The organism is Streptomyces sp. NPDC001796, from assembly GCF_042892355.1.
Classification (GTDB): Bacteria; Actinomycetota; Actinomycetes; order Streptomycetales; family Streptomycetaceae; genus Streptomyces.
This window is the reverse complement of the sequence record NZ_JBIAUC010000028.1, coordinates 1-23,629: the sequence shown is the minus strand read 5'-3', so window position 1 is coordinate 23,629 and position 23,629 is coordinate 1. Positions and strand designations below refer to the sequence as shown.

22 protein-coding genes and 1 pseudogene are annotated in these 23,629 nt (G+C 70.1%); 13 read left to right on the top strand and 10 right to left on the bottom strand.

All coding sequences use genetic code 11. The annotated features are described in order from the left end of the window. The first annotated feature begins 79 nt into the window (after nt 1-79). The 3 genes from ACFYZE_RS33690 to ACFYZE_RS33680 all read left to right on the top strand — a co-directional run bounded on the left by ACFYZE_RS33690 (nt 80) and on the right by ACFYZE_RS33680 (nt 2,681). Complete coding sequence (locus ACFYZE_RS33690) at nt 80-964, top strand: ABC transporter substrate-binding protein (RefSeq protein WP_389002720.1); 885 nt, start codon at nt 80-82, stop codon at nt 962-964. Beyond that, a complete protein-coding gene (locus ACFYZE_RS33685; protein ID WP_389002717.1) occupies nt 961-1,890 on the top strand; it encodes an amino acid ABC transporter permease in 930 nt (309 codons plus the stop codon). Before ACFYZE_RS33690 ends, ACFYZE_RS33685 begins: the two co-directional genes overlap by 4 nt. 62 nt (nt 1,891-1,952) lie before the next feature. Next, nucleotides 1,953-2,681, top strand: coding sequence for an amino acid ABC transporter ATP-binding protein (locus tag ACFYZE_RS33680; protein ID WP_389002814.1), 729 nt, complete (start codon nt 1,953-1,955; stop codon nt 2,679-2,681). A gap of 22 nt (nt 2,682-2,703) precedes the next feature. On the opposite strand, the gene aroQ is transcribed toward ACFYZE_RS33680, so the two are convergent. After that, nucleotides 2,704-3,177, bottom strand: coding sequence for a type II 3-dehydroquinate dehydratase (gene aroQ, locus ACFYZE_RS33675; protein WP_389002714.1), 474 nt, complete (start codon nt 3,175-3,177; stop codon nt 2,704-2,706). 292 nt (nt 3,178-3,469) lie between these two features. Between aroQ and ACFYZE_RS33670 the strand changes: the two genes are divergently transcribed. After that, complete coding sequence (locus ACFYZE_RS33670) at nt 3,470-4,741, top strand: MFS transporter (protein ID WP_389002711.1); 1,272 nt, start codon at nt 3,470-3,472, stop codon at nt 4,739-4,741. Between the two features lie 39 nt (nt 4,742-4,780). Here the strand turns inward: ACFYZE_RS33670 and ACFYZE_RS33665 are convergent, their stop codons facing one another. From ACFYZE_RS33665 to ACFYZE_RS33640, 6 genes are all read right to left on the bottom strand, one after another. Further along, complete coding sequence (locus ACFYZE_RS33665; RefSeq protein WP_389002708.1) at nt 4,781-5,881, bottom strand: calcium:proton antiporter; 1,101 nt, start codon at nt 5,879-5,881, stop codon at nt 4,781-4,783. A 210-nt stretch (nt 5,882-6,091) separates the two neighbouring features. After that, nucleotides 6,092-7,096, bottom strand: coding sequence for a TerC family protein (locus tag ACFYZE_RS33660; RefSeq protein ID WP_389002705.1), 1,005 nt, complete (start codon nt 7,094-7,096; stop codon nt 6,092-6,094). A 283-nt stretch (nt 7,097-7,379) separates the two neighbouring features. After that, complete coding sequence (locus tag ACFYZE_RS33655) at nt 7,380-9,335, bottom strand: TerD family protein (protein ID WP_389002702.1); 1,956 nt, start codon at nt 9,333-9,335, stop codon at nt 7,380-7,382. Nucleotides 9,336-9,382: 47 nt separating this feature from the next. After that, nucleotides 9,383-9,961, bottom strand: a complete 579-nt coding sequence (locus ACFYZE_RS33650) for a TerD family protein (RefSeq protein WP_389002699.1) — start codon at nt 9,959-9,961, stop codon at nt 9,383-9,385. A 158-nt stretch (nt 9,962-10,119) separates the two neighbouring features. Then, nucleotides 10,120-12,264 carry an excinuclease ABC subunit UvrB gene (gene uvrB, locus ACFYZE_RS33645; protein WP_389002696.1) on the bottom strand — a complete coding sequence of 715 codons (2,145 nt, stop codon included), beginning with the start codon at nt 12,262-12,264 and terminating at the stop codon, nt 10,120-10,122. Nucleotides 12,265-12,304: 40 nt separating this feature from the next. Then, on the bottom strand, nt 12,305-13,174 hold the full coding sequence (locus tag ACFYZE_RS33640; protein ID WP_389002693.1) for an MHYT domain-containing protein: 870 nt from the start codon (nt 13,172-13,174) through the stop codon (nt 12,305-12,307). 277 nt (nt 13,175-13,451) lie between these two features. On the opposite strand from ACFYZE_RS33640, the gene ACFYZE_RS33635 reads away from it, so the two are divergent. From ACFYZE_RS33635 to ACFYZE_RS33620, 4 genes are all read left to right on the top strand, one after another. Further along, nucleotides 13,452-14,324 carry a glycerophosphodiester phosphodiesterase gene (locus ACFYZE_RS33635; protein WP_389002690.1) on the top strand — a complete coding sequence of 291 codons (873 nt, stop codon included), beginning with the start codon at nt 13,452-13,454 and terminating at the stop codon, nt 14,322-14,324. Between the two features lie 86 nt (nt 14,325-14,410). Continuing rightward, the gene (locus ACFYZE_RS33630) at nt 14,411-14,965 is read left to right on the top strand and encodes a methylated-DNA--[protein]-cysteine S-methyltransferase (protein ID WP_389002687.1); all 555 of its coding nucleotides are present in this window, start codon (nt 14,411-14,413) and stop codon (nt 14,963-14,965) included. 116 nt (nt 14,966-15,081) lie between these two features. Then, nucleotides 15,082-15,987: a pseudouridine-5'-phosphate glycosidase gene (locus ACFYZE_RS33625; RefSeq protein WP_389002684.1), complete on the top strand. Its 906-nt coding sequence runs from the start codon at nt 15,082-15,084 to the stop codon at nt 15,985-15,987. Then, a complete protein-coding gene (locus tag ACFYZE_RS33620; protein WP_389002681.1) occupies nt 15,984-16,889 on the top strand; it encodes a carbohydrate kinase family protein in 906 nt (301 codons plus the stop codon). Before ACFYZE_RS33625 ends, ACFYZE_RS33620 begins: the two co-directional genes overlap by 4 nt. 55 nt (nt 16,890-16,944) lie before the next feature. Here ACFYZE_RS33620 and ACFYZE_RS33615 read toward each other — a convergent pair whose 3' ends face one another. Then, nucleotides 16,945-17,739, bottom strand: a complete 795-nt coding sequence (locus ACFYZE_RS33615) for a methyltransferase domain-containing protein (RefSeq protein WP_389002678.1) — start codon at nt 17,737-17,739, stop codon at nt 16,945-16,947. 205 nt (nt 17,740-17,944) lie between these two features. Between ACFYZE_RS33615 and corA the strand changes: the two genes are divergently transcribed. Then, the gene (gene corA, locus ACFYZE_RS33610; RefSeq protein ID WP_389002675.1) at nt 17,945-19,072 is read left to right on the top strand and encodes a magnesium/cobalt transporter CorA; all 1,128 of its coding nucleotides are present in this window, start codon (nt 17,945-17,947) and stop codon (nt 19,070-19,072) included. Between the two features lie 30 nt (nt 19,073-19,102). Here the strand turns inward: corA and ACFYZE_RS33605 are convergent, their stop codons facing one another. Both ACFYZE_RS33605 and ACFYZE_RS33600 read right to left on the bottom strand, forming a co-directional pair. Further along, complete coding sequence (locus ACFYZE_RS33605) at nt 19,103-19,531, bottom strand: CBS domain-containing protein (RefSeq protein ID WP_389002672.1); 429 nt, start codon at nt 19,529-19,531, stop codon at nt 19,103-19,105. A 154-nt stretch (nt 19,532-19,685) separates the two neighbouring features. Then, entirely contained in the window at nt 19,686-20,327 is a 642-nt protein-coding gene (locus tag ACFYZE_RS33600) for a uridine kinase (RefSeq protein ID WP_389002669.1), read from the bottom strand. A 188-nt stretch (nt 20,328-20,515) separates the two neighbouring features. Between ACFYZE_RS33600 and ACFYZE_RS33595 the strand changes: the two genes are divergently transcribed. The 4 genes and pseudogenes from ACFYZE_RS33595 to ACFYZE_RS33580 all read left to right on the top strand — a co-directional run. Further along, the gene (locus ACFYZE_RS33595) at nt 20,516-21,205 is read left to right on the top strand and encodes a DUF2293 domain-containing protein (RefSeq protein ID WP_389002667.1); all 690 of its coding nucleotides are present in this window, start codon (nt 20,516-20,518) and stop codon (nt 21,203-21,205) included. Nucleotides 21,206-21,249: 44 nt separating this feature from the next. Next, nucleotides 21,250-21,728: pseudogene (locus tag ACFYZE_RS33590) on the top strand (DUF1772 domain-containing protein). Nucleotides 21,729-21,829: 101 nt separating this feature from the next. Next, nucleotides 21,830-23,320 (top strand): glutamate synthase subunit beta, encoded by a 1,491-nt coding sequence (locus tag ACFYZE_RS33585; protein WP_389002664.1) that lies wholly within the window; start codon nt 21,830-21,832, stop codon nt 23,318-23,320. Between the two features lie 88 nt (nt 23,321-23,408). After that, a partial coding sequence (locus ACFYZE_RS33580; RefSeq protein WP_389002811.1) for a transposase occupies nt 23,409-23,629 on the top strand: 221 nt, incomplete at its 3' end.

Here is a 23,629-nt window from a genome sequence, read left to right as displayed (position 1 = left end):
TGCAACACTCGTTCCCACCATGCGGACAGTTGCTGACCTGACCTCGACAAACAGGGCGTCGCGCTGCCAATCTCCCGCCATGCATCTCGCCCAACGCGCCCTGCGCCGCGCCGCGTCCAGCGCCACCGTCGCCCTGCTAGCCCTCGCCGTGGGCTGCGCCCCGCAGCCGGAGGAGAACGCTTCCTCCAAGGCCTCCGGGACGGGCGCCCAGACGTGCGCAAAGGGCAAGCTGGCCACGAAGACGTCCGGAAAGCTGACGATCGCGACCGACGAGCCCGCCTACGAGCCCTGGTTCAAGGACGACAAGCCGGCCAACGGCAAGGGCTTCGAGTCGGCCGTCGCCTACGCCGTGGCGCAGCAGCTCGGTTACGGACAGAGCGCCGTCGTGTGGCAGACCGTCCCCTTCAACAAGGCCTTCGCGCCTGGGGAGAAGACCTTCGACTTCGACATCAACCAGGTGTCGATCAGTGCCGAGCGCAAGAAAGCCGTGGACTTCTCCTCCGGCTACTACGACGTCCGCCAGGCCGTCATCGCCCTGAAGGGTTCCAAGGCCGCGAAGGCGAAGAGCATCGCGGAGCTGAAGGACGTCAAGCTGGGTGCGCAGGTCGGCACCACGAGCCTCGACTACATCACCGACGTGGTGAAGCCGAAGCAGCAGCCGGCCGCGTACGCCAAGAACGACCAGGCGAAGTCGGCCCTGAAGAACGGTCAGGTGGACGCCATCGTCACCGACCTGCCCACCGCCTTCTACATCACCGCGGCCGAGGTGACCGACGCGAAGATCGTCGGCCAGTTCGAGAACCAGGGCGGGACGCCCGAGCAGTTCGGGCTCGTCCTCGACAAGGGCAGCGCGCTCACCCCGTGCGTGAGCTCCGCCGTGGACGCCCTGCGCAAGGACGGCACCCTGGCGAAGCTGGAGAAGCAGTGGCTGTCCGACGCCGTCGACGCTCCGGTGCTCAAGTGACCGTCGTCGAGGAGGAATCCGGAGAGGACTCCGGCGAAGCCGGTATGCCGAGCAGGGGGGTCGTGCCCGGCGGGGACGACACGTACGTCCCCTCGCAGCGGCGGATCGAGCGCGAGCGCCACAAGCGCGCACGCGCCCGGCGCGCCACCGCGATCGCGGCACTGTCGACGCTCGTCACCGCGGCCGTCGTCTACTTGATCGTCGTCAACGCGCCCGGCTGGCCGCGCACCAAGGAGACGTTCTTCAACGCGCACTACGCGCGCGAGGCGCTCCCGAAGGTCCTCGACGGGCTGTGGCTCAACGTGCGTCTGCTGCTGGTGTGCGGTGTCGCGGTCCTCGTCCTCGGCATGCTGATCGCCGTCGCCCGCACTCTGCGCGGGCCGGTGTTCTTCCCGCTGCGTGTCCTGGCCGCCGCCTACACGGACTTCTTCCGCGGGCTGCCCCTGATCATCAATCTGATGATCGTGGTCCTCGGCGTGCCCGCGCTACGGCTGCAGGGCGTCACCGTCGACCCCGTGCTGCTCGGCGGGACGGCGCTCACACTCACGTACTCGGCTTACGTGGCCGAGGTGTTCCGAGCCGGCATCGAGTCCGTCCACCCCTCGCAGCGCGCCGCGGCCCGCTCCCTCGGCCTGACGAACCGCCAGGCGCTGCGTCATGTGGTGCTCCCCCAGGCAGTACGCCGCCAGGTGCCGCCCCTGCTCAACGATCTGGTGTCGCTCCAGAAGGACACGGGACTGGTCTCGATCGGCGGCGCGGTGGACGCCGTCCGGGCCTCGGACATCATCGTGGGCCGGAGCCTCAACTACACGCCGTACATCGTCGCGGGGCTCGTCTTCGTGGCGCTGACCATCCCGATGACCCGCTTCACGGACTGGGTGACCGCCCGGATGGACCGGCGGCGGGCGCAGGGAGGGAACCTGTGAGCGACATCCCCGAGAAGTCCAATGCCGCATCCGGGGCGCCGGGCGGCACCCCCGTGCTGCGTATGGAGTCCGTCCGCAAGACCTTCGGCGACTCGGTCGTTCTGCGGAACGTCGATCTGGAGGTCGCCCCGCACACGGTGACGGCCCTGATCGGCGCTTCCGGCTCCGGCAAGTCGACGCTGCTGCGCTGCGCGAACCTTCTGGAGGCGATCGACGACGGCGCCATCTGGCTGGACGGCGAGGAGATCACCGACCCGCGTGTCGACCAGGACGCCGTACGACGCCGGATCGGCGTCGTCTTCCAGGCGTACAACCTCTTTCCGCACATGACCGTCCTGGAGAACATCACGCTCGCCCCCCGCCGGGTGCACGGCGTCGCCCGGGCGACGGCCGAGGAGCACGCCCGCGATCTGCTGGAGCGGCTCGGACTCGCCGCCAAGGCGACCGAGTACCCGGACCGGCTCAGCGGGGGCCAGCAGCAGCGCGTCGCGATCGTGCGGGCGCTTGCCGTACGCCCCCGGCTGCTGCTCCTGGACGAGATCACCGCGGCCCTCGACCCGGAACTCGTGGGCGAGGTCCTCAGCGTGGTCCGGGACCTGAAGAACGACGGCATGACCATGGTGCTCGCCACCCACGAGATGGGCTTCGCCCGCGAGGTCGCGGACCAGGTCTGCTTCCTGGAGGGCGGCGTGGTACTGGAGCGCGGTACTGCCGAGCAGGTCTTCGGCGATCCGCAGCAGGAGCGCACACGGCGCTTCCTGCACCGGATCGTGGAGGCGCGGCGGCTCTGAGGCGGGGGCTGCTCCCCCGCGGTCACGCCTCCGTCCGCCCCGCCCCCGCGAGCGTCGCGACCCGCTCCACCGCGAACGCGTAGCCCTGCACCCCGCACCCGGCGATGACCCCGTCGGCCCTCAGGGATACGTAGGAGTGGTGCCGGAACTGCTCACGCTGGTGGATGTTGGAGATGTGGACCTCCACCACCGGCAGCCCGTCACAGGTGTTGAGGGCATCGAGGATCGCGACGGAGGTGTGCGAGTAGGCGGCCGGGTTGATCACGATCCCGGCGTGGTTCAGGCGCGCCTCGTGGATCCACTCCACCAGCTCGCCCTCGTGGTTGGACTGCCGGAAGTCCACGGAGCCGCCGTAGGCGGCCGCCGCCTTCACGCACAGCGCCTCGACGTCCGCCAGCGTGTCGGAGCCGTAGATCTCCGGCTGGCGCTGCCCTAGAAGGTTCAGGTTGGGGCCGTTGAGGATCATGATCGGGGCGTCGGCGAGGGTGCGGGGCACATTTCCTCCGGTCCGTTTCAGGTCTTCCGGTCCTTGGCGGACCGCTGATCAGCCCCCGGTCTATCACGATGCGCCGAGCGCGTGACCGGGCCCGGTGCGGGCTGGGGCAGGCGCCGTGCGCGCGGAGGGTCCCGCCTGGCGCATCACCGTCACCCACTGACCGCGCCGTTCGCTCGGGCGCACGCCCGCCTCATCGGTCCCGGCACCGAGCCCCCGTGCGCCCCCGTAGCGGGTTGTTACGGTGGGTAGTTGATCCGGCATGCACGATGCACGCTCGGTAAGGGCTCCTTCCATGCTCCGGCTCGCGGCCGCCTCGCTCGCCGGAACCGCCGTCGAGTTCTACGACTTCTTCGTCTACGGGACCGCGGCCGCCCTGGTCCTTGGCCCGCTGTTCTTCCCGACGTTCTCCCCGGCGGCGGGCACACTGGCGGCGTTCGGGACCTTCGGGGTCGGTTTCGTGGCGCGGCCGCTCGGCTCGGTGCTGTTCGGGCACATCGGGGACCGGCGTGGGAGACGGCCGGTTCTCATCGCCTCCCTGCTGCTGACCGGCACGGCGACGGTGGCGGTCGGCTGTCTTCCGACGTACGAGGCGATCGGCACGGCCGCTCCCGTGCTCCTTCTGGTTCTGCGCTTTCTCCAGGGTCTGGGGCTCGGCGGGGAGTGGGGCGGTGCGGTGCTGCTGACCGTGGAGCACGCGCCCGCCGGGCGGCGCGTGTTGTGGTCCAGCTTTCCGCAGATCGGCCCGTCGCTGGGTTTCCTGCTGGCCAATGGCGTGATGCTGGGGCTGTCGGCGACGCTGTCGGACGCGCAGTTCGCCTCCTGGGGGTGGCGGATCCCCTTCTGGGCCGCGGGGGTGCTCGCGACGGCAGGCCTGTGGCTGCGCAGCGCGCTCGCCGAGAGCCCCCTCTTCCTGGACATCGACGACCACGCGCGCGTGCCACTCGTCGAGGTCGTGCGACGCCACTGGCGGCTCGTCCTGCTGACGGCCGGCGCACTCGCGATCGGGTACGCGGTCTTCTACACCACGACGACCTGGTCCCTGGCGTACGCCACGGAGCGGCTCGGCGTGAGCCGCACGGTCATGCTGGCCTGCGTCATGGCCACCGTCGTGGTGCAGGGGATCCTGACCCCGCTGTTCGCCCTCGTGGGTGACCGTTGCGGGCGGCGTCCACTGTGTCTGACGGGCTGTGCCTGCGCCGCTCTGTGGATGTTCCCCATGGTGGCGTTGCTCGCCACGGGCGAGCCCCTGCTGATGTTCCTGGGGTTTCTGGGGGCGGGGCTGGCCCTCATCATGATGTTCGCCGTGATCGCCGCCTATCTGCCGGAGCTGTTCGAGCCCCGGGTGCGCTGCACGGGTGCGGCCGTGGGGTACAACCTGGGCGGCGTACTCGGCGGCGCCCTCACCCCGATCGTGGCCACCACGCTGGCCGAGCGCGGGGGCCGGGTGCCCTGGGGTGTCGGCGCCTACCTGACGGCCATGGCCCTGCTCAGCCTCGGGTGCTTCGCACTGCTGCCGGAGACCCGCCCGGTGCACGTTCCTGTGTCGGAGCCGGCCCGCGGATGAGGCGCTGGGGCACGACGATGGTCGCCTGTTGTGCCTGGACTACGGGTTGACCGCCAGCTCCAGGTACGCCGCGAACACCACCAGATGAACCCCGCCTTGAAGCGGTGTGGCCCGCCCCGGCACCACCGTCAGAGAGCTCACCACCACGGTCAGCGCCAACAGCACCATGTGCACCGGGCCGAGGCCGAGGACAAGAGGTCCGGGCAGCCACAGGCTCGCCAGGGCGACCGCCGGGATGGTCAGACCGATACTGGCCAGCGCGGAGCCGAGACCCAGGTTGAGGCTGGTCTGCACCCGGTCGCGGCGCGCCGACCGCAACGCGGCGATGGTCTCGGGCAGCAGCACGAGCAGCGCGATGACGACCCCGACGACGGCCTGCGGCATCCCGGCCGCCGCCACCCCGGATTCGATGGTGGGCGACACTCCCTTGGCGAGCCCGACGACCCCGACGAGGGCGAGGCCGAGCAGACCCAGGCTCAGGGCCGCGGTACGCGCGGACGGCGCTTCGGCGTGGTCGTCCGCGTGGATCACCTCGCCGTGCCGGGTGATGGGGAGGAAGTAGTCGCGGTGGCGCACGGTCTGGGTCGCCACGAACAGGCCGTACAAGACCAGTGAGGAGAGCGCGGCGAAGGTGAGCTGGGCCGGGGAGAACTCCGGGCCGGGCTTGCTGGTGGTGAACGTCGGCAGGACCAGGCTGAGGGTGGCGAGCGTCGCGACGGTGGCCAGGGCCGCGCCGGTGCCCTCGGGGTTGAAGACCGCGATTCCGTGGCGCAGTGAGGCGACAAGCAGGCACAGCCCGACGACGCCGTTGCAGGTGATCATCACGGCCGCGAAGACGGTGTCCCGGGCCAGGGTCGCGCTCTTGGCTCCGCCGTCCGTCATCAGGGCGACGATGAGCCCGACCTCGATGATCGTGACGGCGACGGCGAGAACGAGCGAGCCGAACGGCTCGCCGACCCGATGCGCCACCACTTCGGCATGGTGGACCGCGGCCAGCACGGACCCGGCCAGGACGAATGTGATCACCGTGACGACCGCGCCGGGCACGGCACGGCCCCAGGTGAGGGCCAGCAGGACCACGGCGGCCACCGGCACGGCGGCCGCCCACCGCGCCGCGAGTGACCGAAGCCCCACGATCATGCGGCGATCGTCCCAGACGCGCCCGGAGCCCGCATTCCGGCTTCTGCCCATCGTGTGGCCCCGATGGCGGCTGCGGTCTGTATGAACGTCACCGAGTCGGTCATGGCACCTCCTGGGTTCGTCCCCGCGCCGGGCACGCCCGGCACGGTCGTCCGGAGGGGTGCCCGGCAAGGTGCTGGCCACCCCTGTCAGCCGTATCGGCCGCGGCTGTCAGGCCTCGACGCTGTCCTTGGCATTGCTCTGTTTGGCCTTGTGTGTCGCGTCAGCCGCTGCCTCCTGTTTCCGGGAGGCGATCAGGCTGGTGATCGTCGTGACGATCAGTACGCCACAGATCACGCCGAGGGAGACCGGGATGGAGATCTCGGGGACGTGGACCCCGGACTCGTGGAGCGCGTGCAGCACCAGCTTGACGCCGATGAAGCCCAGGATGATCGACAGGCCGTAGGACAGGTGGACCAGCTTCCTGAGCAGGCCGCCGATGAGGAAGTACAGCTGCCTCAGACCCATCAGCGCGAACGCGTTGGCCGTGAAGACGATGTACGGGTCCTGCGTCAGCCCGAAGATCGCCGGAATGGAGTCGAGCGCGAACAGTACGTCGGTGGTGCCGATCGCCAGCATCACCACCAGCATCGGCGTCATGACCCGCTTGCCGTTCTGCTGTATCCACAGCTTGGTGCCGTGGTAACGGTCGGCCACGCCGAAGCGGCGCTCGGCGGCCTTCAGCAGCTTGTTCTCCTCGTACTCCTCGTCCGCCTCATCGGCCCGCGCCTCCTGTATCAGCTTCCAGGCAGTCCAGATCAGGAACGCACCGAACAGGTAGAAGACCCAGGAGAAGGACGCGATGATCGCGGCGCCCGCAGCGATGAAGACCGCCCGCAGGACCAGGGCTATGAGCACCCCGACGAGGAGTACGCGCTGCTGGTACTGCGACGGCACCGCGAACTTCGCCATGATCAGGACGAAGACGAAGAGGTTGTCGACGCTGAGCGACTTCTCGGTGATGAAGCCGGCGAAGAACTCCCCGGCGGGCTGACCGCCGCCGAAGACGAGCAGGCCGAACCCGAACAGGGCCGCCAGGGCGATCCAGACGACCGTCCAGATCCCGGCTTCCTTGATCGATACGTCGTGCGGCTTGCGGCCTATGAAGAAGTCGACCGCGATCAGGGCGGCAAGGCCCACGATCGTCAGGACCCACAGGGTCATCGAAACATCCACTGCACCCTCCGGCAGTACGTACGTCACGGCAGATGTCGGCGTCGTCGCCACCGGAGGTCTCTTCCACCCACCGGCGCAGGCGCGGGGCGCCCGGTTCGGTGGGCCGACGCCCCGGGATCTGGCCTGATCCGTACTGACGGGTGCGCCGCAGCAGATAGGGAGTACTCCCCTCCGTGCCACCAACGGTACGCGAATCACCAAGAGAAGGTAAAGCGATTGGCAAAAGAAAGGTCAACGTTGCTGGTCAAGTGCCTTCCGTATCCCAGCAAACAGGGGGGACGCCTCAGCGGTTCCAGGAGCGTCGGGCCTGGGCGACCTGGGTGAGCACCCGGTCGAGCACCTGGCTGCCGCTCGGAAGCCGCGGCGGCTCGTAGGTCCAGGCGTGGCCCACCCAGGGGTCCGCGAGGTGGTCGTCGGGCACCGGGGTGAGCCGCAGCAGTGAACGCCAGAGCGGGTCGAGCAGCGGCCCGTAGGCGGCGGCGTCGTCCTGGTCGGCGACCATCATCAGATGGACACCCACGTCCGGGCCTTCGTCCGCGAGGTAGCGCAGCTGGTTCACGGCCCGGTCGTCGAAGCCGTGCGGGAAGTCGTTGACGATCAGCAGCTGCTGGGCCGTGTCGAGGCCGGGGGGCAGGGAGTCGGACGCGCCGCCCCGCACCGCCATGTGCACAAGGTCGACGCGCTGGGTGAGCCGGGTCAGCACGTCGGCCACCCCCGAGGCGCCGACGGCAGGCGGAGCGGCGAGCACCCCGGAGTGCACAAGGGGCGCGAGCGCGGAAGCGCCGGCGCCCGCCGGGTCGATGACGTGCACCGCGAACGCGCCGGGCGGGTACACGGCAAGAAGCCGGGACGCGTGGGTGACCGCGATATCCATCGCGAGGCGGCGCAGCTCGTCCGGGTCCACGAGCGGGTCAGGGGATCCGGAACGGCCGCTGTCGATCCACAGACCGCGCTGCAGGGGCAGCCTGACCAGCATGGGAATGCGGAGGCTCTCGCTCTCGGGCAAGTGCAGGTCCCCGAGGCGCACTGCCATGGGAAGGTCCCTCGGTACCCGGTGCCCCTGCCAGACGGGGCTGTCCCAGCGTGCGAACGCCTCGGGCAGCGCCGGTTCGAGGACATCGGACTCGGCGATGAGCTGAGTGAGGTCGCGGTCGAGCGCGGCTCTCGCCTGGTTGACGAGGTGGGCGTGCTTGGCCTCGGCAGCGTCGCGTGCGGCGTCGCCCTGCCCGCCGAGGCGCGCGCGCGGATCGGCCAGAGCCTTGTCCAGCTCCTGCTCCAGGCGCGAGTCGGCGAAGTCGACAGCGCTGCGGTAGGCGGCCACCGTACGCGCCAGGTCCTCGAACATGCCCCACACCTGGTTGTACAGGCGCTCCTCCATGGACCAGCCGGTCGCGTCGCCCGCGACCGGCTGCGCGGCCTGACCCGCCGGGGCGCAGGGCGGGGGCGGCGGCGTGGCGTGGCGACCGGGGTGGTGGTAGTCGACCGGCCCGCCGAGAGCGGGTTGTGCGACAGGGATCGGGGCGTCGGTGACGTCGTACGGCGATTCCTGCTGCGGTACGCCGGAGGGCCCCTGGTGCTGCGCCGGCGCCTCGGCGCCGGGCGGTCCCTGAGGAGGCGCAGGGGCGGTCGCCTGCCGTGTGCGGTCGCCCTTGGGCAGGCGCGGCGGAGGCGGGGCCACCGAGCGTGCCAGGCCCTGGGCCACTGCTTCGTTGATGCCGTCCGCGAGCTGCCGGGCTTCGGGCAGGCCCTGGTCCGTGAAGAGCGCGGCGAGCCCGCCCGCGTACCCCTGGCCGACCGCACGCACCTTCCAGCCACCCTGCCTGCGGTAGAGCTCCAGCGCGATGACGGCGGACTCGGAGTCCAGGCCGGTGATGCTGTAGCTGGCGACCTGTGAGCCGTCGAGGCCGGTGACCGCCACGGAGGGGGCGGCGAGGGCGCCGAACCGCACCGGACCGCCGATGCCGATCGGCAGGGCCAGCAGCACCGTCACCCGATGCACGCGCTCCGGCAGGGCGTCCAGGTCGAAGGCGAGGCGGTGGTCGGCTGCCGCCTGCCTGGAAACCTCCAGACCCGGCAGGATGGGCTTGCCCGGATGGGCCACCCACTCGGTGCCGGGCACCCTGCCCTGCTCGTCGCTGAGCGTGGCCCCGGCCACGATCGGCGTGCCGGCCGACACCCGGACCTCAAGTCGGACCTGGGGAAGCGCTTGGTTCTGTCCCCGGACCAGCTCGGCCGTCATCGCCTCGTCCCCCTGTGTCGCTTCTTGTGCCGGGCGCGTCCGGCCGCCTACAGGTGCGGCAGGATCGCCGGCATCAGGTCCTGGAAGGTGCGGCCGTTGGCCGGGGTGCCGAGAGCCGTCATCGTCCAGCCCCCGCCGGCACGGTGCACCTTCGCCATGATCTGCGCGGTGTAGGCGCCACCGCCCGCGAGCGTGTAGCGGGCCAGTTCCTGGCCGTTGGTCTCGTCGACGAGGCGGCAGAACGCGTTCTGCACCTCCTGGAACGTCTGGCCCGTGAACGAGTTCACGGTGAAGACGATCTGGTCGATGTGGACCGGGACGCGCTGCAGGTCGACGAGGATCGCCTCGTCGTCGCCGCCCTGCCCCACACCGCCGACGAGGTTGTCACCGGTGTGCCGGACGGAACCGTCGTCGCTCACGAGGTGGCGGAAGAAGACCACGTCCACGGGCTGCTTGTCCGCGAACAGGACTGCAGACGCGTCCAGGTCGATCTCCCGGGTGCGCGAACCGAACAGCCCGCGTCGGGGAGCGGCCTGCCAGCCGAGCCCCATGCGCACCGCGGTCAGCGTGCCTCCGTCGTTCTTCTGAAGACTGATGGCCTGACCCTTGGTCAAGTTGACGGTCACGCGCTGTTCCCCTCTCGAGCGTCCCCTGTTGGCCGCGGACTCCGCGGATGTCAAAACCCTACGCAGCGGCACTGACAGTGCCGAACCCCGGCTCGCGCTTTGTGTCGGTCTTGCAACACACCGCGCGTGTGCCGGGGTCCGGCACGGTGGCGGGGACGTCAGGCCAGGCCCGCCTCCCTCATCTGGCGCAGTTCCTTCTTCATCTCGGAGACTTCGTCGCGCAGCCGGGCCGCGATCTCGAACTGCAGGTCCGCGGCGGCGGCGCGCATCCGCTCGGTCAGCTCCTCGATCTGCTCGGCGAGTTCGGCGGCCGGGCGGTCGGTCGGGACCGTCTCCTTGGCCTTCGCCTTGCCCTTGGCCGACTTGGCCCCCTTGACGGCGTGATTGGCGAGCGCGGGCACCGGGCTCTTGACGCCCTTGCCGTCCTTCGTCTTGCGGTAGCCCGTGCCCAGCAGCTGTTCCGTGTCGACGTCCTCGCGGGCGATCTGCGCCACGATGTCGTTGATCTTCTTGCGGAGCGGCTGCGGATCGATGCCGTTCGCCGTGTTGTACGCGACCTGCTTCTCCCGGCGGCGGTTGGTCTCGTCGATGGCCTTCTCCATCGCCGGGGTGATCTTGTCGGCGTACATGTGGACCTGACCGGAGACGTTGCGCGCCGCGCGGCCGATGGTCTGGATCAGCGAGGTGCCCGAGCGCAGGAAGCCCTCCTTGTCGGCGTCGAGGATCGCCACCAGGGAGACCTCCGGAAGGTCGAGTCCCTCCCTGAGGAGGTTGATGCCGACCAGGACGTCGAACTCGCCCGACCGCAGCTCCCGCAGCAGCTCGACACGGCGCAGGGTGTCGACGTCGCTGTGCAGGTAGCGCACCTGGATGCCGAGTTCCAGGAAGTAGTCGGTCAGGTCCTCGGCCATCTTCTTGGTGAGGGTGGTGACGAGGACGCGCTCGTCCTTCTCGGTGCGCTTGCGGATCTCGTGCACCAGGTCGTCGATCTGACCCTCGGTGGGCTTGACCACCACCTCGGGATCGATGAGGCCGGTGGGGCGGATGATCTGCTCGACGACGCCGTCCGAGCGGGAGAGCTCGTACGTTCCCGGGGTCGCCGACAGGTACACGGTCTGGCCGATGCGCTCCTGGAACTCCTCCCACTTCAGCGGGCGGTTGTCCAGTGCGGAGGGCAGCCGGAAACCGTGCTCGACGAGGGTGCGCTTGCGGGAGGCGTCGCCCTCGTACATGGCACCGATCTGCGGCACGGTGACGTGCGACTCGTCGATGACGAGCAGGAAGTCCTCCGGGAAGTAGTCCAGCAGCGTGTTCGGCGCGGAGCCGGGCTCGCGGGCGTCGAAGTGCATCGAGTAGTTCTCCACGCCGGAGCAGGTGCCGATCTGGCGGAGCATCTCGATGTCGTACGTCGTGCGCATCCGCAGTCGCTGGGCCTCGAGGAGCTTGCCCTGCTTCTCCAGCTCGGCGAGGCGCTCCTCCAGCTCCTTCTCGATGCCCCTGATGGCCCGCTCCATGCGCTCGGGGCCGGCGATGTAGTGGGAGGCCGGGAAGACGTACAGCTGCTCGTCGTCGCTGATGACCTCGCCGGTGAGCGGGTGGAGGGTGGACAGGGCCTCGATCTCGTCGCCGAACATCTCGATCCGGACGGCCAGCTCCTCGTAGACCGGGAAGATCTCGATGGTGTCACCGCGCACCCGGAAGGTGCCGCGCGTGAACGCCATGTCGTTGCGCGTGTACTGGATGTCGACGAAGCGGCGCAGCAGCTCGTCGCGGTCGATCTCGTCGCCGACTCTCAGACTGACCATCCGGTCCACGTACTCCTGAGGAGTACCGAGGCCGTAGATGCAGGAGACGGAGGCGACCACGACCACGTCACGACGGGTGAGCAGCGAGTTGGTGGCGGAGTGGCGAAGGCGCTCCACCTCCTCGTTGATCGAGGAGTCCTTCTCGATGTACGTGTCCGACTGAGGGACGTATGCCTCGGGCTGGTAGTAGTCGTAGTACGAGACGAAGTACTCGACCGCGTTGTTCGGCAACAGCTCGCGGAACTCGTTGGCCAGCTGGGCGGCCAGCGTCTTGTTCGGCGCCATCACCAAGGTGGGGCGCTGGAGCCGCTCGATCATCCACGCGGTGGTCGCGGACTTGCCGGTTCCGGTCGCGCCCAGCAGGACGACATCCTTCTCACCTGCCCGGATGCGCTTTTCCAGCTCGGCGATGGCCGTGGGCTGGTCACCACTCGGCTGGTATGGGCTGACGACCTCGAAGGGCGCCACCGTGCGTTCGATGTGTGAAACGGGCCGCATGGAATCCACCGTACGACCCCGCACTGACAACGGGGGCCGGTCACCAGTCCTGGGAGGTGCGGGAGCCCCTGTGTCCGGCGCGCGGGCCGGAGCGGGACAGCGGACGGCGGCCCGTGCCCGTGGGGGCCAGCTCGGGGTGAGCCGGTACGCCGGGCTTGCGCTCAACGATCCGGTCGGGTTTGCCCATGACCATCATCGGGTCGAAGAGCACGACGGCACCGGCCAGGACCAGGAGGACGATCGGGCCGATCATCAAGGGGGCGAGCAGGGACGCGGGCGAGTCACCGCCCGGGCTTCCGGCGGCGCCGTGCAGGTGGACGCTGACGGCGGCCATGCCGGTGTAGTGCATGCCGCTGACGGCGAGTCCCATGACGAGGCTCGCGCCGATGCTCCAGAGGAATCCGCGGATCTGTCCGGCGGCCCACAGAGCGGCGGTCGCGGCGACGACCGCTATGACGACGGAGGCGGCGACGGTGAGGGTGTTGTACTCGAGCACGCCGTGCAGGCGCATCCCGGCCATCCCCAGATAGTGCATCGAGGCGATGCCCAGACCCGTGATGGTGCCGCCGGTGAAGAGCGCCACTCCGGTCGCGCCCCGGTAGCCCACGATGAAGACGCCGATCCCCACCATGACGATGGCGACGCCGAGGCTCGCGAAGGTGATCGCCTTGTCGTAGTGGATGGGGGTCCCCTTGACGGTGAACCCCATCATGGCGACGAAGTGCATGGTCCATATTCCGGATCCGATGGCGGCCGATCCCAGGGCGAGCCAGCCGGCCCTCCAGGACTGGGCGACGAGCATCGATCTGGTGGTGCAGCGCAGACCGAGCGCGCCGCCGAGGCTGGCCATGAGGTACGCCACCACCGGTGTGACGAGTCCGTAGCTGAAGCCGTCGACGGTGCCCTGCATGCGCGGCTGCCCTTCCCACCCTGACGTCTCTGAATTCCGGAAAATACCCCCCGTCCCCAGCCGTGACGACGGTCAGGGCTGAGGCAGAGAGTATGACCCTCACCGGGACGGTCGAACGATTTTCCGGCAAAGAATCACGGCGCTCCCGCACTTGTGCGGCGCATGTGCCCAGTGTCAGGCATTCCCGGTCCGTTTGCGTCCTTGCTGTGGCCGACCCACCGAGCTCCGTGCTGCCATTCTGTTGCTTTCCGTGTCCAATCCGGCACCAGGAGTGAGCATGTACGCGCGTGTCGCCGTCGCCACGATCATCGCCTTGTTCGGGTTCGGCGTCGCCATACTGCCCACCCGGCACGCCAGCGCCACAGGCGACCAGAGCCCGGTCGTCATCGCGCACCGCGGCGCTTCGGCGTACGCGCCGGAGAACACGCTGGCCGCCGTAGACAAGGCGGCCGCCATGGGCTTCAGCTGGGTCGAGAACGACGTGCAGCGCACCCGAGACGGCCGACTCGTCGTCCTCCACGACGCCACGCTGGAGCGCACGACCGACGTCAAGCAGCTGTTCCCCGGCCGGTCGCCCTGGCGGGTGAAAGACTTCACTGCCGCCGAGATCGCACTCCTGGATGCGGGAAGCTGGTTCGGCCCCCAGTACGCGGGCGCGCGCGTGCCGACGCTGCGGCAGTACATGGAGCGGGTGTCCCAGCATCACCAGAACCTGCTCCTGGAGATCAAGAACCCGGAGCTGTATCCGGGACTCGAGCGGCAGATCCTGAAGCTGCTCGGCAACGAGGGCTGGCTCGACGCGGACCATCTCCGGAACCGACTGATCGTCCAGAGTTTCAGCGCGGACAGCGTGCGGATGGTCCACGACCTGCGCCCAGGGATCACAACCGCGTACCTGGGCACGCCGCCCGCCACGGAGCTGCCGCTGTACTCGCGGTTCGCCGACCAGATCAACTCGACGCAGACCAAGCTCTCCACCCGCTACGTCGCCGCGGTCCACGCCCTCAAGGGGCCACACGACCGGCCGATGAAGGTGTTCGCCTGGAACGTCGACACTGCGGAGGCGGCCCGACGGGTGTCCGGCTTCGGCGTGGACGGCATCATCACGAACGCACCCGACGTGGTTCAGGCCGTGATCGGCGCTCACTGAACGGGGACGAGGTACGTCCGCCGGCGCACCGCGCCGCCCTGTCTCCGCCCAGGGCCGTTGTCAGTGCCGCGCCGTACGGTGGGCGTATGGACAGTCATGGGCAGTACGAGCAGCAGCTGGTGTGGACCGTCGTCCCCACCGACATCGGCCCTCTGCTGCTGGCCGCCACACGCGAGGGCCTGGTGAACGTGGTGTTCCACGCCTCGGACGCCGTGCGCGACAAGGCCCTGGAGCGACTCGCGTCCCGGCTCGGGACCGAGCCCGTGGAGGATCCCCGCTCACCGCTGCTCGCCGAGGCCGTACGCCAGGTGACGGCGTACTTCGCGGGCAGACTGCACGACTTCGCGCTGCCCCTGGACTGGTCTCTGATCACCGGCTTCAACCGCCAGGTACTGCGCGAGCTGGCTTCCGGTGTGCCGTACGGGACGGTGGTGGGGTACGGCGACCTGGCCGGCCGGGTCGGTCAGCCGGGCGCCGCCCAGGCTGTGGGTGTGGCGATGGGATCGAATCCGCTGCCGGTGGTGGTGCCGTGCCACCGCGTGGTCGAGAGCGGCGGCGGCATCGGTGGGTTCGGAGGGGGTCTGGAGACCAAGCGGAAGCTGCTGGCGCTCGAAGGGGTCCTGCCGGAACCGCTGTTCTGATCCGGCCCACCACCGTCATGCGCCCAGGTGGTGTTCCCTCTCTGACCTCGCAAGGGTTTGGCCGGGTGCGCCGCCCGCCAGAGATGAGAGAAGAGCCGGAGACAGGAGGCAGGCGCGTGCTGGTGGTGTCCGAAGAGGTACGGGAGGCACTCGCCGCCCGTCGGCCCGTGGTAGCTCTGGAGTCGACGATCATCGCGCATGGGCTGCCGCGCCCGCGCAATCTCCAGGTCGCGCTGGAGTTGGAGGACGTGGTCCGGCAGGAGGGCGCCGTACCGGCGACGATCGCGGTGCTGGACGGGCGGCCCCATGTCGGCCTCGGCAAGGATCAGGTGGAGCGGGTCGCGAACGAGGACGGGATCCGCAAACTGGGCCATCGCGATCTGCCCCTCGCGGTGGCGGCTGGCGTCAGCGGGGCTACGACCGTGTCCGCGACGGCGCTGCTGGCCTCCCTCGCGGGCGTACGGGTGTTCGCCACGGGCGGGCTGGGCGGAGTGCATCGGGAGTGGACGGTGACCCAGGACGAGTCTGCCGACCTTGGCCTGCTGGCGCGGACCAGGATCACCGTGGTCTGCGCCGGCGTGAAGTCGATCCTGGACGTGCCTGCGACGCTTCAGCGCCTGGAGACGCTGGGTGTGGCGGTCGCCGGATATCGCACGGATCGCTTCCCGGGCTTCTACCTGTCCGACTCCGGCCATCCGGTCGACTGGACGCTTCAGACGCCCGGGCAGGTGGCGGAGGTCATGCGGGCGCAGGACGTGCTCGGCGCCCCCCAGTCGGCGCTCATCGTCGCCAATCCGGTACCGGAGGCGGAGCAGCTCGATCCGGAGCTTCACGCGCGCGTGCTCGCCGACGCGCTGACCGCGTGTGGCGAGGAAGGGGTCACCGGTCAGGCGGTCACACCGTTCCTGCTGGACTATCTGGTGCGGCACACCGACGGCGCCTCGCTCAGCGCCAATCTGGCGGCGGTGCAGGGGAACGTGCGGCTCGCGGCGCGAATCGCGGTGGCCTGGGCGGGGGCGTGAACGGGGCTCTGCTGGTCGTCGGGGACGTCGTCACGGATGTCGTCGCACGGCACCTCGGCCCGCTCGCGTCGGGTACGGACACTGCGGCCGTCATCCGCACGCTGCCCGGTGGCGCGGGCGCGAACGTGGCGTGCTGGGCGGCTCGGTGGGGCTGTCCGGACGTGCGGCTGCTCGGACGCGTCGGGGCCGATTCCGCCGCCTGGCACGAGCGGGAGCTGACGGAGTCGGGCGTGCGGCCACATCTGGTCGTCGACCCCGAGGCCCCTACGGGGACTGTGATCTGTCTGGTGGACACAGCTGCCTCGGCGGAGCGGACGTTCCTCACGGACAGCGGGGCGTCGCTGCGGCTGGCCCCCGGTGACTGGTCGGACGAGTTGCTCGACGGTGTCGTACGGCTGCACCTGTCGGGCTACCTGCTGTTCTCCGAGCCCAGCCGGGCGCTGGCGACGGTCGCCCTTGAGGCGGCACGCGCGCGTGAAGTGCCGGTGAGCCTCGATCCGGCGTCGGCGGGGTTCCTCACCGAGCTGGGCGTCGACCGGTTCCTGGCGTTCGCCGAGGGCGTCGACGTCCTGCTGCCCAGCCGGGACGAGGCGTGTCTGCTGACCGGACTGCCCGACCCGGCGGACGCGGCGGTCAAGCTGAGCCGCCATGTGCCCCTGGTCGTCACCAAACAGGGTGCGCGGGGAGCACTGGTGGCCGCGTCGGGGGCGATCGTCGCCCGGATCCCGGCGGCCCCGGCCTCGCCCCGGGACACGACGGGCGCGGGGGACGCGTTCACCGGGGCGTTTCTGGCCGCGCTGCTCGCGGGGGCCGAGCCGGAGGAGGCGGCGACGGAAGGGTGTGAGGCGGGTGCGGTGGCGGTGGAGACAGTGGGAGGAAGACCCATGAGGAGCGTGCGGTAGCCAGGGCAGGCTCCGCCGTCTCCGGCGACGGCCCTTTCCCCTTACCTCCCGGCCCTTACTCCTTGCGGCCCCACGCCGAGATCATCGGAGCGGTCGCCAGGTCCATCGTGCCGGAGGCGACGTTGGCCAAGTGGCGGTCGATGTCCTCCTCCGTGGCGAGGCCCGCGGAAACCAGCTGGTCGCGGATCTGCCGGATCGTCGCGGATTCGAGCGCCGCACAGGCCGGAGAGGTGAGCGGGAAGTAGGCGTCGGCCTCGACCCGGCTGAGACCCGCCTCCCTCAGCAGACGCGGGAGTCTGCGGCCGTAGGAGAGGTCGGCGCCGCGTTCGGCGAGCAGGGTACGGAAGCCCTCGCGCAGGCGGTTGGCGAGCCGCTGCTCGGGGCCGTACTCGTCCGGGCAGCTCAGGGGCTGCAGCGCCGGGTCCGCGTCCTCGATCAGGAGGCGTCCGCCGGGGCGCAGGGCCTTGACCATGGAGGCCAAGGCCCTGTCCCTGTCGGGGACATGTACGAGGACAAGCCGGGCGTGCACGAGGTCGAAGTCCTCGCCGGGGGGCTCTTCCGTGCCCACGTCGTGAGTGCGGACCTCGATCGGAGGCTGCGCGGCCTGGGCCGCCCACGAGGTGTCGATGTCGGTCGCGACGACCTGCCCGGTCGGCCCGACCTTCTTGGCGAGCCAGGAGATCACGGAGGTGCCGCCGGCGCCGACCTCCCAGCACCGCCAGCCGAGTCCGATGCCGAACCCCTCGATGTGGCGGAAGGTCGCGGGGTCGAAAAGGGCGGACAACGCCTCGAACCGCCGGCCGGCCTCGGTCTGCCGGTTGTCGAGAAGGTACCCGTCGTTGTGCGTCATGCGGAGATCATCGCAGTCGGCGTGCCGGTGCGTGCGGGGCGACGCTCCGCAGGGCCTCCCCGCCCCGCCCAGAGCGGCGGACAGCACAGGCGGCAAAGCGGAATGTTCCGTTTCCACAGGCTTCTCCGGCGATCGCGGCGGACTGGCAGACTGGCTCGCGACGGCGCAGAGTGCGGCGCGAGGAGATCCACGCAAGGAGATCCAGATGTCCATGGCAGGGAATCTGCGGAAGGTCACGAGTCTCGGCAGGGTCGGCGGCCTCCGCAAGGTGGCACGGTTGGGGCGGCGCCGTGCGCGCGTCGATCTGAGCCACCCCGCCCGTTCGCCGCTGGGCTCTGCGGTGGTCAACTGCGTGATCTATCAGGACGGCGTGCGCGTTCCAGAAGCCGGCGATCTCGTCGAGGCCGTGGAGCGGGTGCGCAAGAGTGACGACGGTTTCGTCTGGCTGGGACTGCACGAGCCGACGGACCAGGAGTTCGCGGGCATCGCCGAACTCTTCGACCTGCACCCGCTGGCGGTCGAGGACGCTGTGGAGGCGCATCAACGTCCGAAGCTCGAGCGGTACGGGGACACGCTGTTCGCGGTGTTCAAGACCGTCTGCTACGTGGAGCACAAAGAGTTGACGGCGACGAGCGAGGTGGTGAACACCGGCGAGATCATGGTGTTCATCGGCCCCGCCTTCGTCATCACGGTGCGGCACGGCCGGCACGGTTCGCTCGGCCCGCTGCGGGAGGAACTGGAGGCCGATCCCAAACAGCTCGCGAAGGGGCCGGCCGCGGTGCTGCACGCGATCGCGGACCATGTGGTGGACGACTACCTCAGCGTCACGGACGCGGTCCAGGAGGACATCGACCAGGTCGAGACGGGCGTGTTCGCGGAGAACGGCGCGCGCCTGGATCCGGGACGCATCTACCAGCTCAAGCGTGAACTTCTGGAGCTGAAACGTGCGGTGGCACCTTTGGACCGTCCCATCCAGGAGCTGGCCACCCGGCCGATCCGGGTGATCGACCCGGAGATACAGGCGTACTTCCGGGACGTCTCCGACCATCTGCTGCGCGCCACCGAGCAGATTGCCGCGTTCGACGAGCTGCTCAACTCGATCCTGCAGGCGCATCTCGCCCAGGTGAGCGTCGCGCAGAACGAGGACATGCGGAAGATCACGGCCTGGGCCGCGCTGATCGCGGTGCCCACCATGGTCACCGGGGTCTACGGCATGAACTTCGCCTTCATGCCGGAGCTGCACTGGAAGTTCGGTTACCCGCTGGTCCTCGTCGTGATAGCCGTGGCCTGCCTGGTGCTGTACCGGGGGTTCAAGCGCAACGACTGGCTGTGACCCCGGCGCGGCTCGCGGCGAGTTGCCGGGTCAACGCGAGGCCGTCCTCGCGTAGACACTCTCCACCCAGGTGGCGAGCTGATCATCCGTCAGGTGCCCGGCGAGGTCGGACTCGCTGATCATGCCGACGAGGCGCTTGTTGTGGATGACGGGAAGCCGCCTGATCTGGTGCTCCTCCATCTCGTGCAGCACGTCGTCGACATCGGCGTCCGCGTCGATCCAGCGCGGGGTGCCCTTGGCCAGGTCGCCCGCGGTCACGCGCGAGGGGTCGTGGCCCATGGCCACGCAGCCGACGACGATGTCGCGATCGGTGAGGATGCCGCAGAGCCGCTCGTTCTCGTCGCTGATGGGCAGGGCGCCGACGTTGAGTTCGCGCATCAGCTGGGCGGCGCGGTCCAGCGTCTCATGGGCGGGGATCCACTGGGCACCACGGTGCATGATGTCTCCGGCGGTGGTCATGGGTACCTCCCGATGCGGACGCCGGCGCGGCACGGGACGCACCGCAGGTCCCGGCGCACTTCAATTCTCGCCGGGCGTTCGGCCAGACGCACCTGGAACCACCGGACGGCAGGAGCGCGCAGGAGGCGGCTCACGCCGTCGGGTGGGTGTGTGATCAGCCGTTCCAGGCCGGGTGGCGGGGATCGTCCGCGCGGATCAGCACGTCGGCGACGGCGCCCGGGTCCGTCTCCGCCTCGTAGCGCTCGAACGCGGGCAGGGTCCAGTGTTCCGGCTCGGGCGTACGGCGGCGCAGCGCGCCCGGTGAGAGGAGCACGTGGACGGTCAGGTCGAAGGGGAACCAGTGCCGAAGGAGGAGGGGGCCGTGGAGCAACAGCAGGCCACCGGGCGGAAGGTGGACGTAGGGGCTGCGCGTCGCGCGGTCGGTGACCGGGTCCCAGAGGTCGGGCAGGACACGGCCGTCACCACCGGGCTCGAGGGGGCCGAAGACCTCGCGCCACAGGGCGCCAGTGTCGAGCCAGCCGTCATAGTAGGAGTCCAGGTCCCGACGGCCGTGCTCGAGGCGGACCGACGCGGGCCGCAGAAAGCCCTCCGCGCCGACGACGAGCGCGGGCCGACCACGTGTGCGCAGGGCGTCGGACACGCGCTGGGCTAGGTCACCGGGGCGTGCGGCCGGGGCTCCGTCGAAGGCGATGCGGGGCCAGGGGCTGCCGTCGCCCGGCTTCAGGTCGAGCAGTCGGTCGGCGAGGGTGTCGCCGAGCCGTTCCCAGGTGATCGCTTCGAGTCGCACAGGGCCCATGATGCCGCGCCACGGCAAACCCACTTCATGGCTTGTCTCAGGTGGGCGGTACCGCGCTCGGCCGGGAGCGGGGCGCTGAAGCGGGGAAGGGGCTTCGACGTGACCCGCGGAACCCGGGCGGGAGAAGCCCAGAGGGCGAGCGGCGCCCGTTGCGGTCGGCGCCCGGAGGGACGGGGAAGGAGACGGATATGGCACCGACCCCAACTCCCCCGCCGAGCGGCGCACTTCTGGTCTTTCAGCCGGTCAAGCGGCGACACTGTGCCGAGTGCCGGAGGGGACCGTTGCCGTTGCTGGTGCTGGAGGAGGGGAAGCCGTGGTGCCTGGAGTGCGCGGATCTCGGGCATCTGGTGTTCCTGCCGCGGGGTGATACGGCGCTGACCCGGCGGGCGCGGGAGGCGAGCGGCCTGGCGGCAGTGGTGGTGCGGTTCAACCGGCGCCGCGGCCGGTACGAGCGCCAGGGTGTGCTCGTCGAGGAGGCTGCGCTCGCCCTGGCTGAGGAGCGGTGCCTGGCGGACGCGGAGGCGCGGCGCAGGCGGCGGGCGCGGGACGCGCGGCGGCGGGCGGAGGAGGACGCGCGGTTCGCGGAGGCGTTCGCAGCGGAGATCCGGCGACTGTTTCCCGGATGCCCGGCCGAGCGGGCGCGGGCGATCGCGGGGCATGCGTCGGTGCGGGGCAGCGGACGGGTCGGGCGCAGCGCGGCGGGACGGGCGCTGTCACCGGAAGCGGTCACGGCAGCGGTGCGGGCGTCCGTACGGCACCTGGAGACGCCGTACGACCAGATGCTGATGGACGGCGTGGCGCGGCCCGAGGCGCGACGGCGCATCGCGGGACGTGTGGAGGCGGTGTTGCGGGAGTGGAGTGTGCGGGAGGCGGCGTGATCCGGGGCCGTCCGGGTTCCGGGAGGAGCATGCGGGGAGTTGACATGATCGATGGGCCTTACTTCGTGCTGATCACGATCGGGGTGCTCGCGGCCGGGCTGGTGGCGGGGGTGTCCTGTGCGTTCTCCACCTTCGTGATGAGGGGGCTCGGCTCACTGCCTCCGGCGCAGGGGGTTGCCGCGATGAACGCGATCAACAGGGCCGCGATGACACCGGCGTTCATGATCATTTTCCTGGGGGCGTCGATGCTGTGCGCCGTGCTCGCCGTGGTGACGGTCGTGCTCTGGCCGGACGACGGGAAGGCGGCGCTGCTGGTGGGCAGTGCCTTGTATCTCATAGGTGTCCTCGGAGTGACCGCCATGGCGAACGTCCCCCGCAACGACGCGCTGCTGCGGATGGACCCCGGCTCTCCGGAGGCGGCCGTGTACTGGCGCGCGTACCTGAGGGAGTGGACGTTGTGGAACCACGTCCGGGCGCTCGCGCGGCCGGCGCCGCGGTGTCGTACGTCCTGGCCCTCACCTGAGGCATCAGCCGTCGCGGGGACCCAGGTGGTCAGGCGCGCACGGGACCCTGGCGTCGTATCGTGGCACGAGACGATCCCGTATGGACGCAAGGGAGACGGCGATGGCCGATCCCAAGGGTTTTATGACCACGCCCCGTGAGGAATGGCCGCGCAGGCCGGTCGAGGAGCGGGTGCGGGACTGGAACGAGGTGTACGTCCCCGGTGCGCTGCTGCCGATCATCAGTCGGCAGGCGAACCGGTGCATGGACTGCGGGGTCCCGTTCTGCCACGACGCCTGCCCGCTCGGAAACCTGATTCCCGAGTGGAACGACCTCGTCTCGCGCGAGGACTGGCGGGCGGCGAGCGACCGGCTGCATGCCACGAACAACTTCCCGGAGTTCACGGGGCGGTTGTGCCCTGCTCCCTGCGAAGCGGGCTGCGTGCTGGCCATCAACCAGCCCGCGGTCACCATCAAGAACGTGGAGGTGGCCATCGCCGACCGGGCCTGGGAGGAGGGGTTCGCACCACCGCGCCCGCCGGAGCGGCTGTCGGGGCGCACCGTCGCGGTCGTCGGATCGGGGCCCGCGGGCCTTGCCGCGGCCCAGCAGCTCACCCGGGCCGGGCACACCGTGGCCGTCTACGAGCGGGCGGACCGGATCGGGGGGCTGCTGCGATACGGGATACCGGCGTTCAAGATGGAGAAGCGGCATCTCGACCGCCGGCTGGAGCAGATGCGTGCGGAGGGGACGAAGTTCCGTACGTCCACGGTCATAGGGAAGGACATCGGGGCGGCGGAGTTGCGGTCGCGGTATGACGCCGTGGTGATCGCGACCGGCGCGACGGCATGGCGTGAACTGGATGTACCGGGACGCGAGCTGGCCGGGATCCATCAGGCCATGGAGTATCTGCCGCTGGCGGACCGGGTGTGCGAGGGAGATCTGGAGGTCTCGCCGCTGTCGGCGGCCGGGAAGCACGTGGTGATCGTGGGAGGTGGGGACACCGGGGCGGACTGTCTGGGGACGGCGGTGCGTGAACAGGCCGCGTCCGTGACCCAGCTCGACATCTATCCGCAGCCGGAGCGGGAGCGGAACCAGGACGCCGAGCCCTGGCCGACTTATCCGAAGATCTACCGGTTGTCCGCGGCGCACGAGGAGGCGCGCGATCTGCGTACGGCACCGGCGGCGGACGCGGACGCGCGGCTGTTCGCCGCGTCCACGCTCCGCTTCACGGGAGACGCGGCCGGGCACGTTCGGGAGCTGCATCTGGTCGAGGTCGACGAGCGGCGCCGGCCGCTGCCGGGCTCGGATCGGACGCTGCCCGCCGACCTCGTGCTGCTCGCGCTGGGTTTCTCCGGGCCCGACCGGAAGGACGGGATCATCGAGCAGCTCGGACTCGCACTCGACGCTCGCGGCACGATCGCGCGGAACGAGGACTTCGAGACGAGCGTCCCCGGCGTGTACGCCGCCGGGGACGCGTCGCGCGGGCAGTCACTGATCGTGTGGGCGATCGCGGAGGGGCGGGCCGTGGCGGCGGCGGTGGACCGGCGGCTGTCCGGCGGGACGTCACGCCTGCCGGCGCCGATCGGGCCGTACGACCGCCCGATGACGGCCTAAGGGGTCCTAACAGAAGTTGTTGATCATGTGACTTTCGGTGTGGAGGGTCGTTGGTCTGGTCGTGGGGAAACGACAGTCGCGGCCTTGGATCGTGTCGGACGAACTGTGGTCGCTGATCGAGCCGTTGCTGCCCGAGCCGGGGCCGAAGCTGGTGGAGGGCCGGCCTCGGGTGCCGGACCGGCAGGCGTTGTGCGGGATCCTGTTCGTGCTGCATACCGGCATCCAGTGGGAGTACCTGCCGCAGGAGCTGGGCTTCGGCTCGGGGATGACGTGCTGGCGGCGGCTGGCCGCGTGGAACGAGGCCGGCGT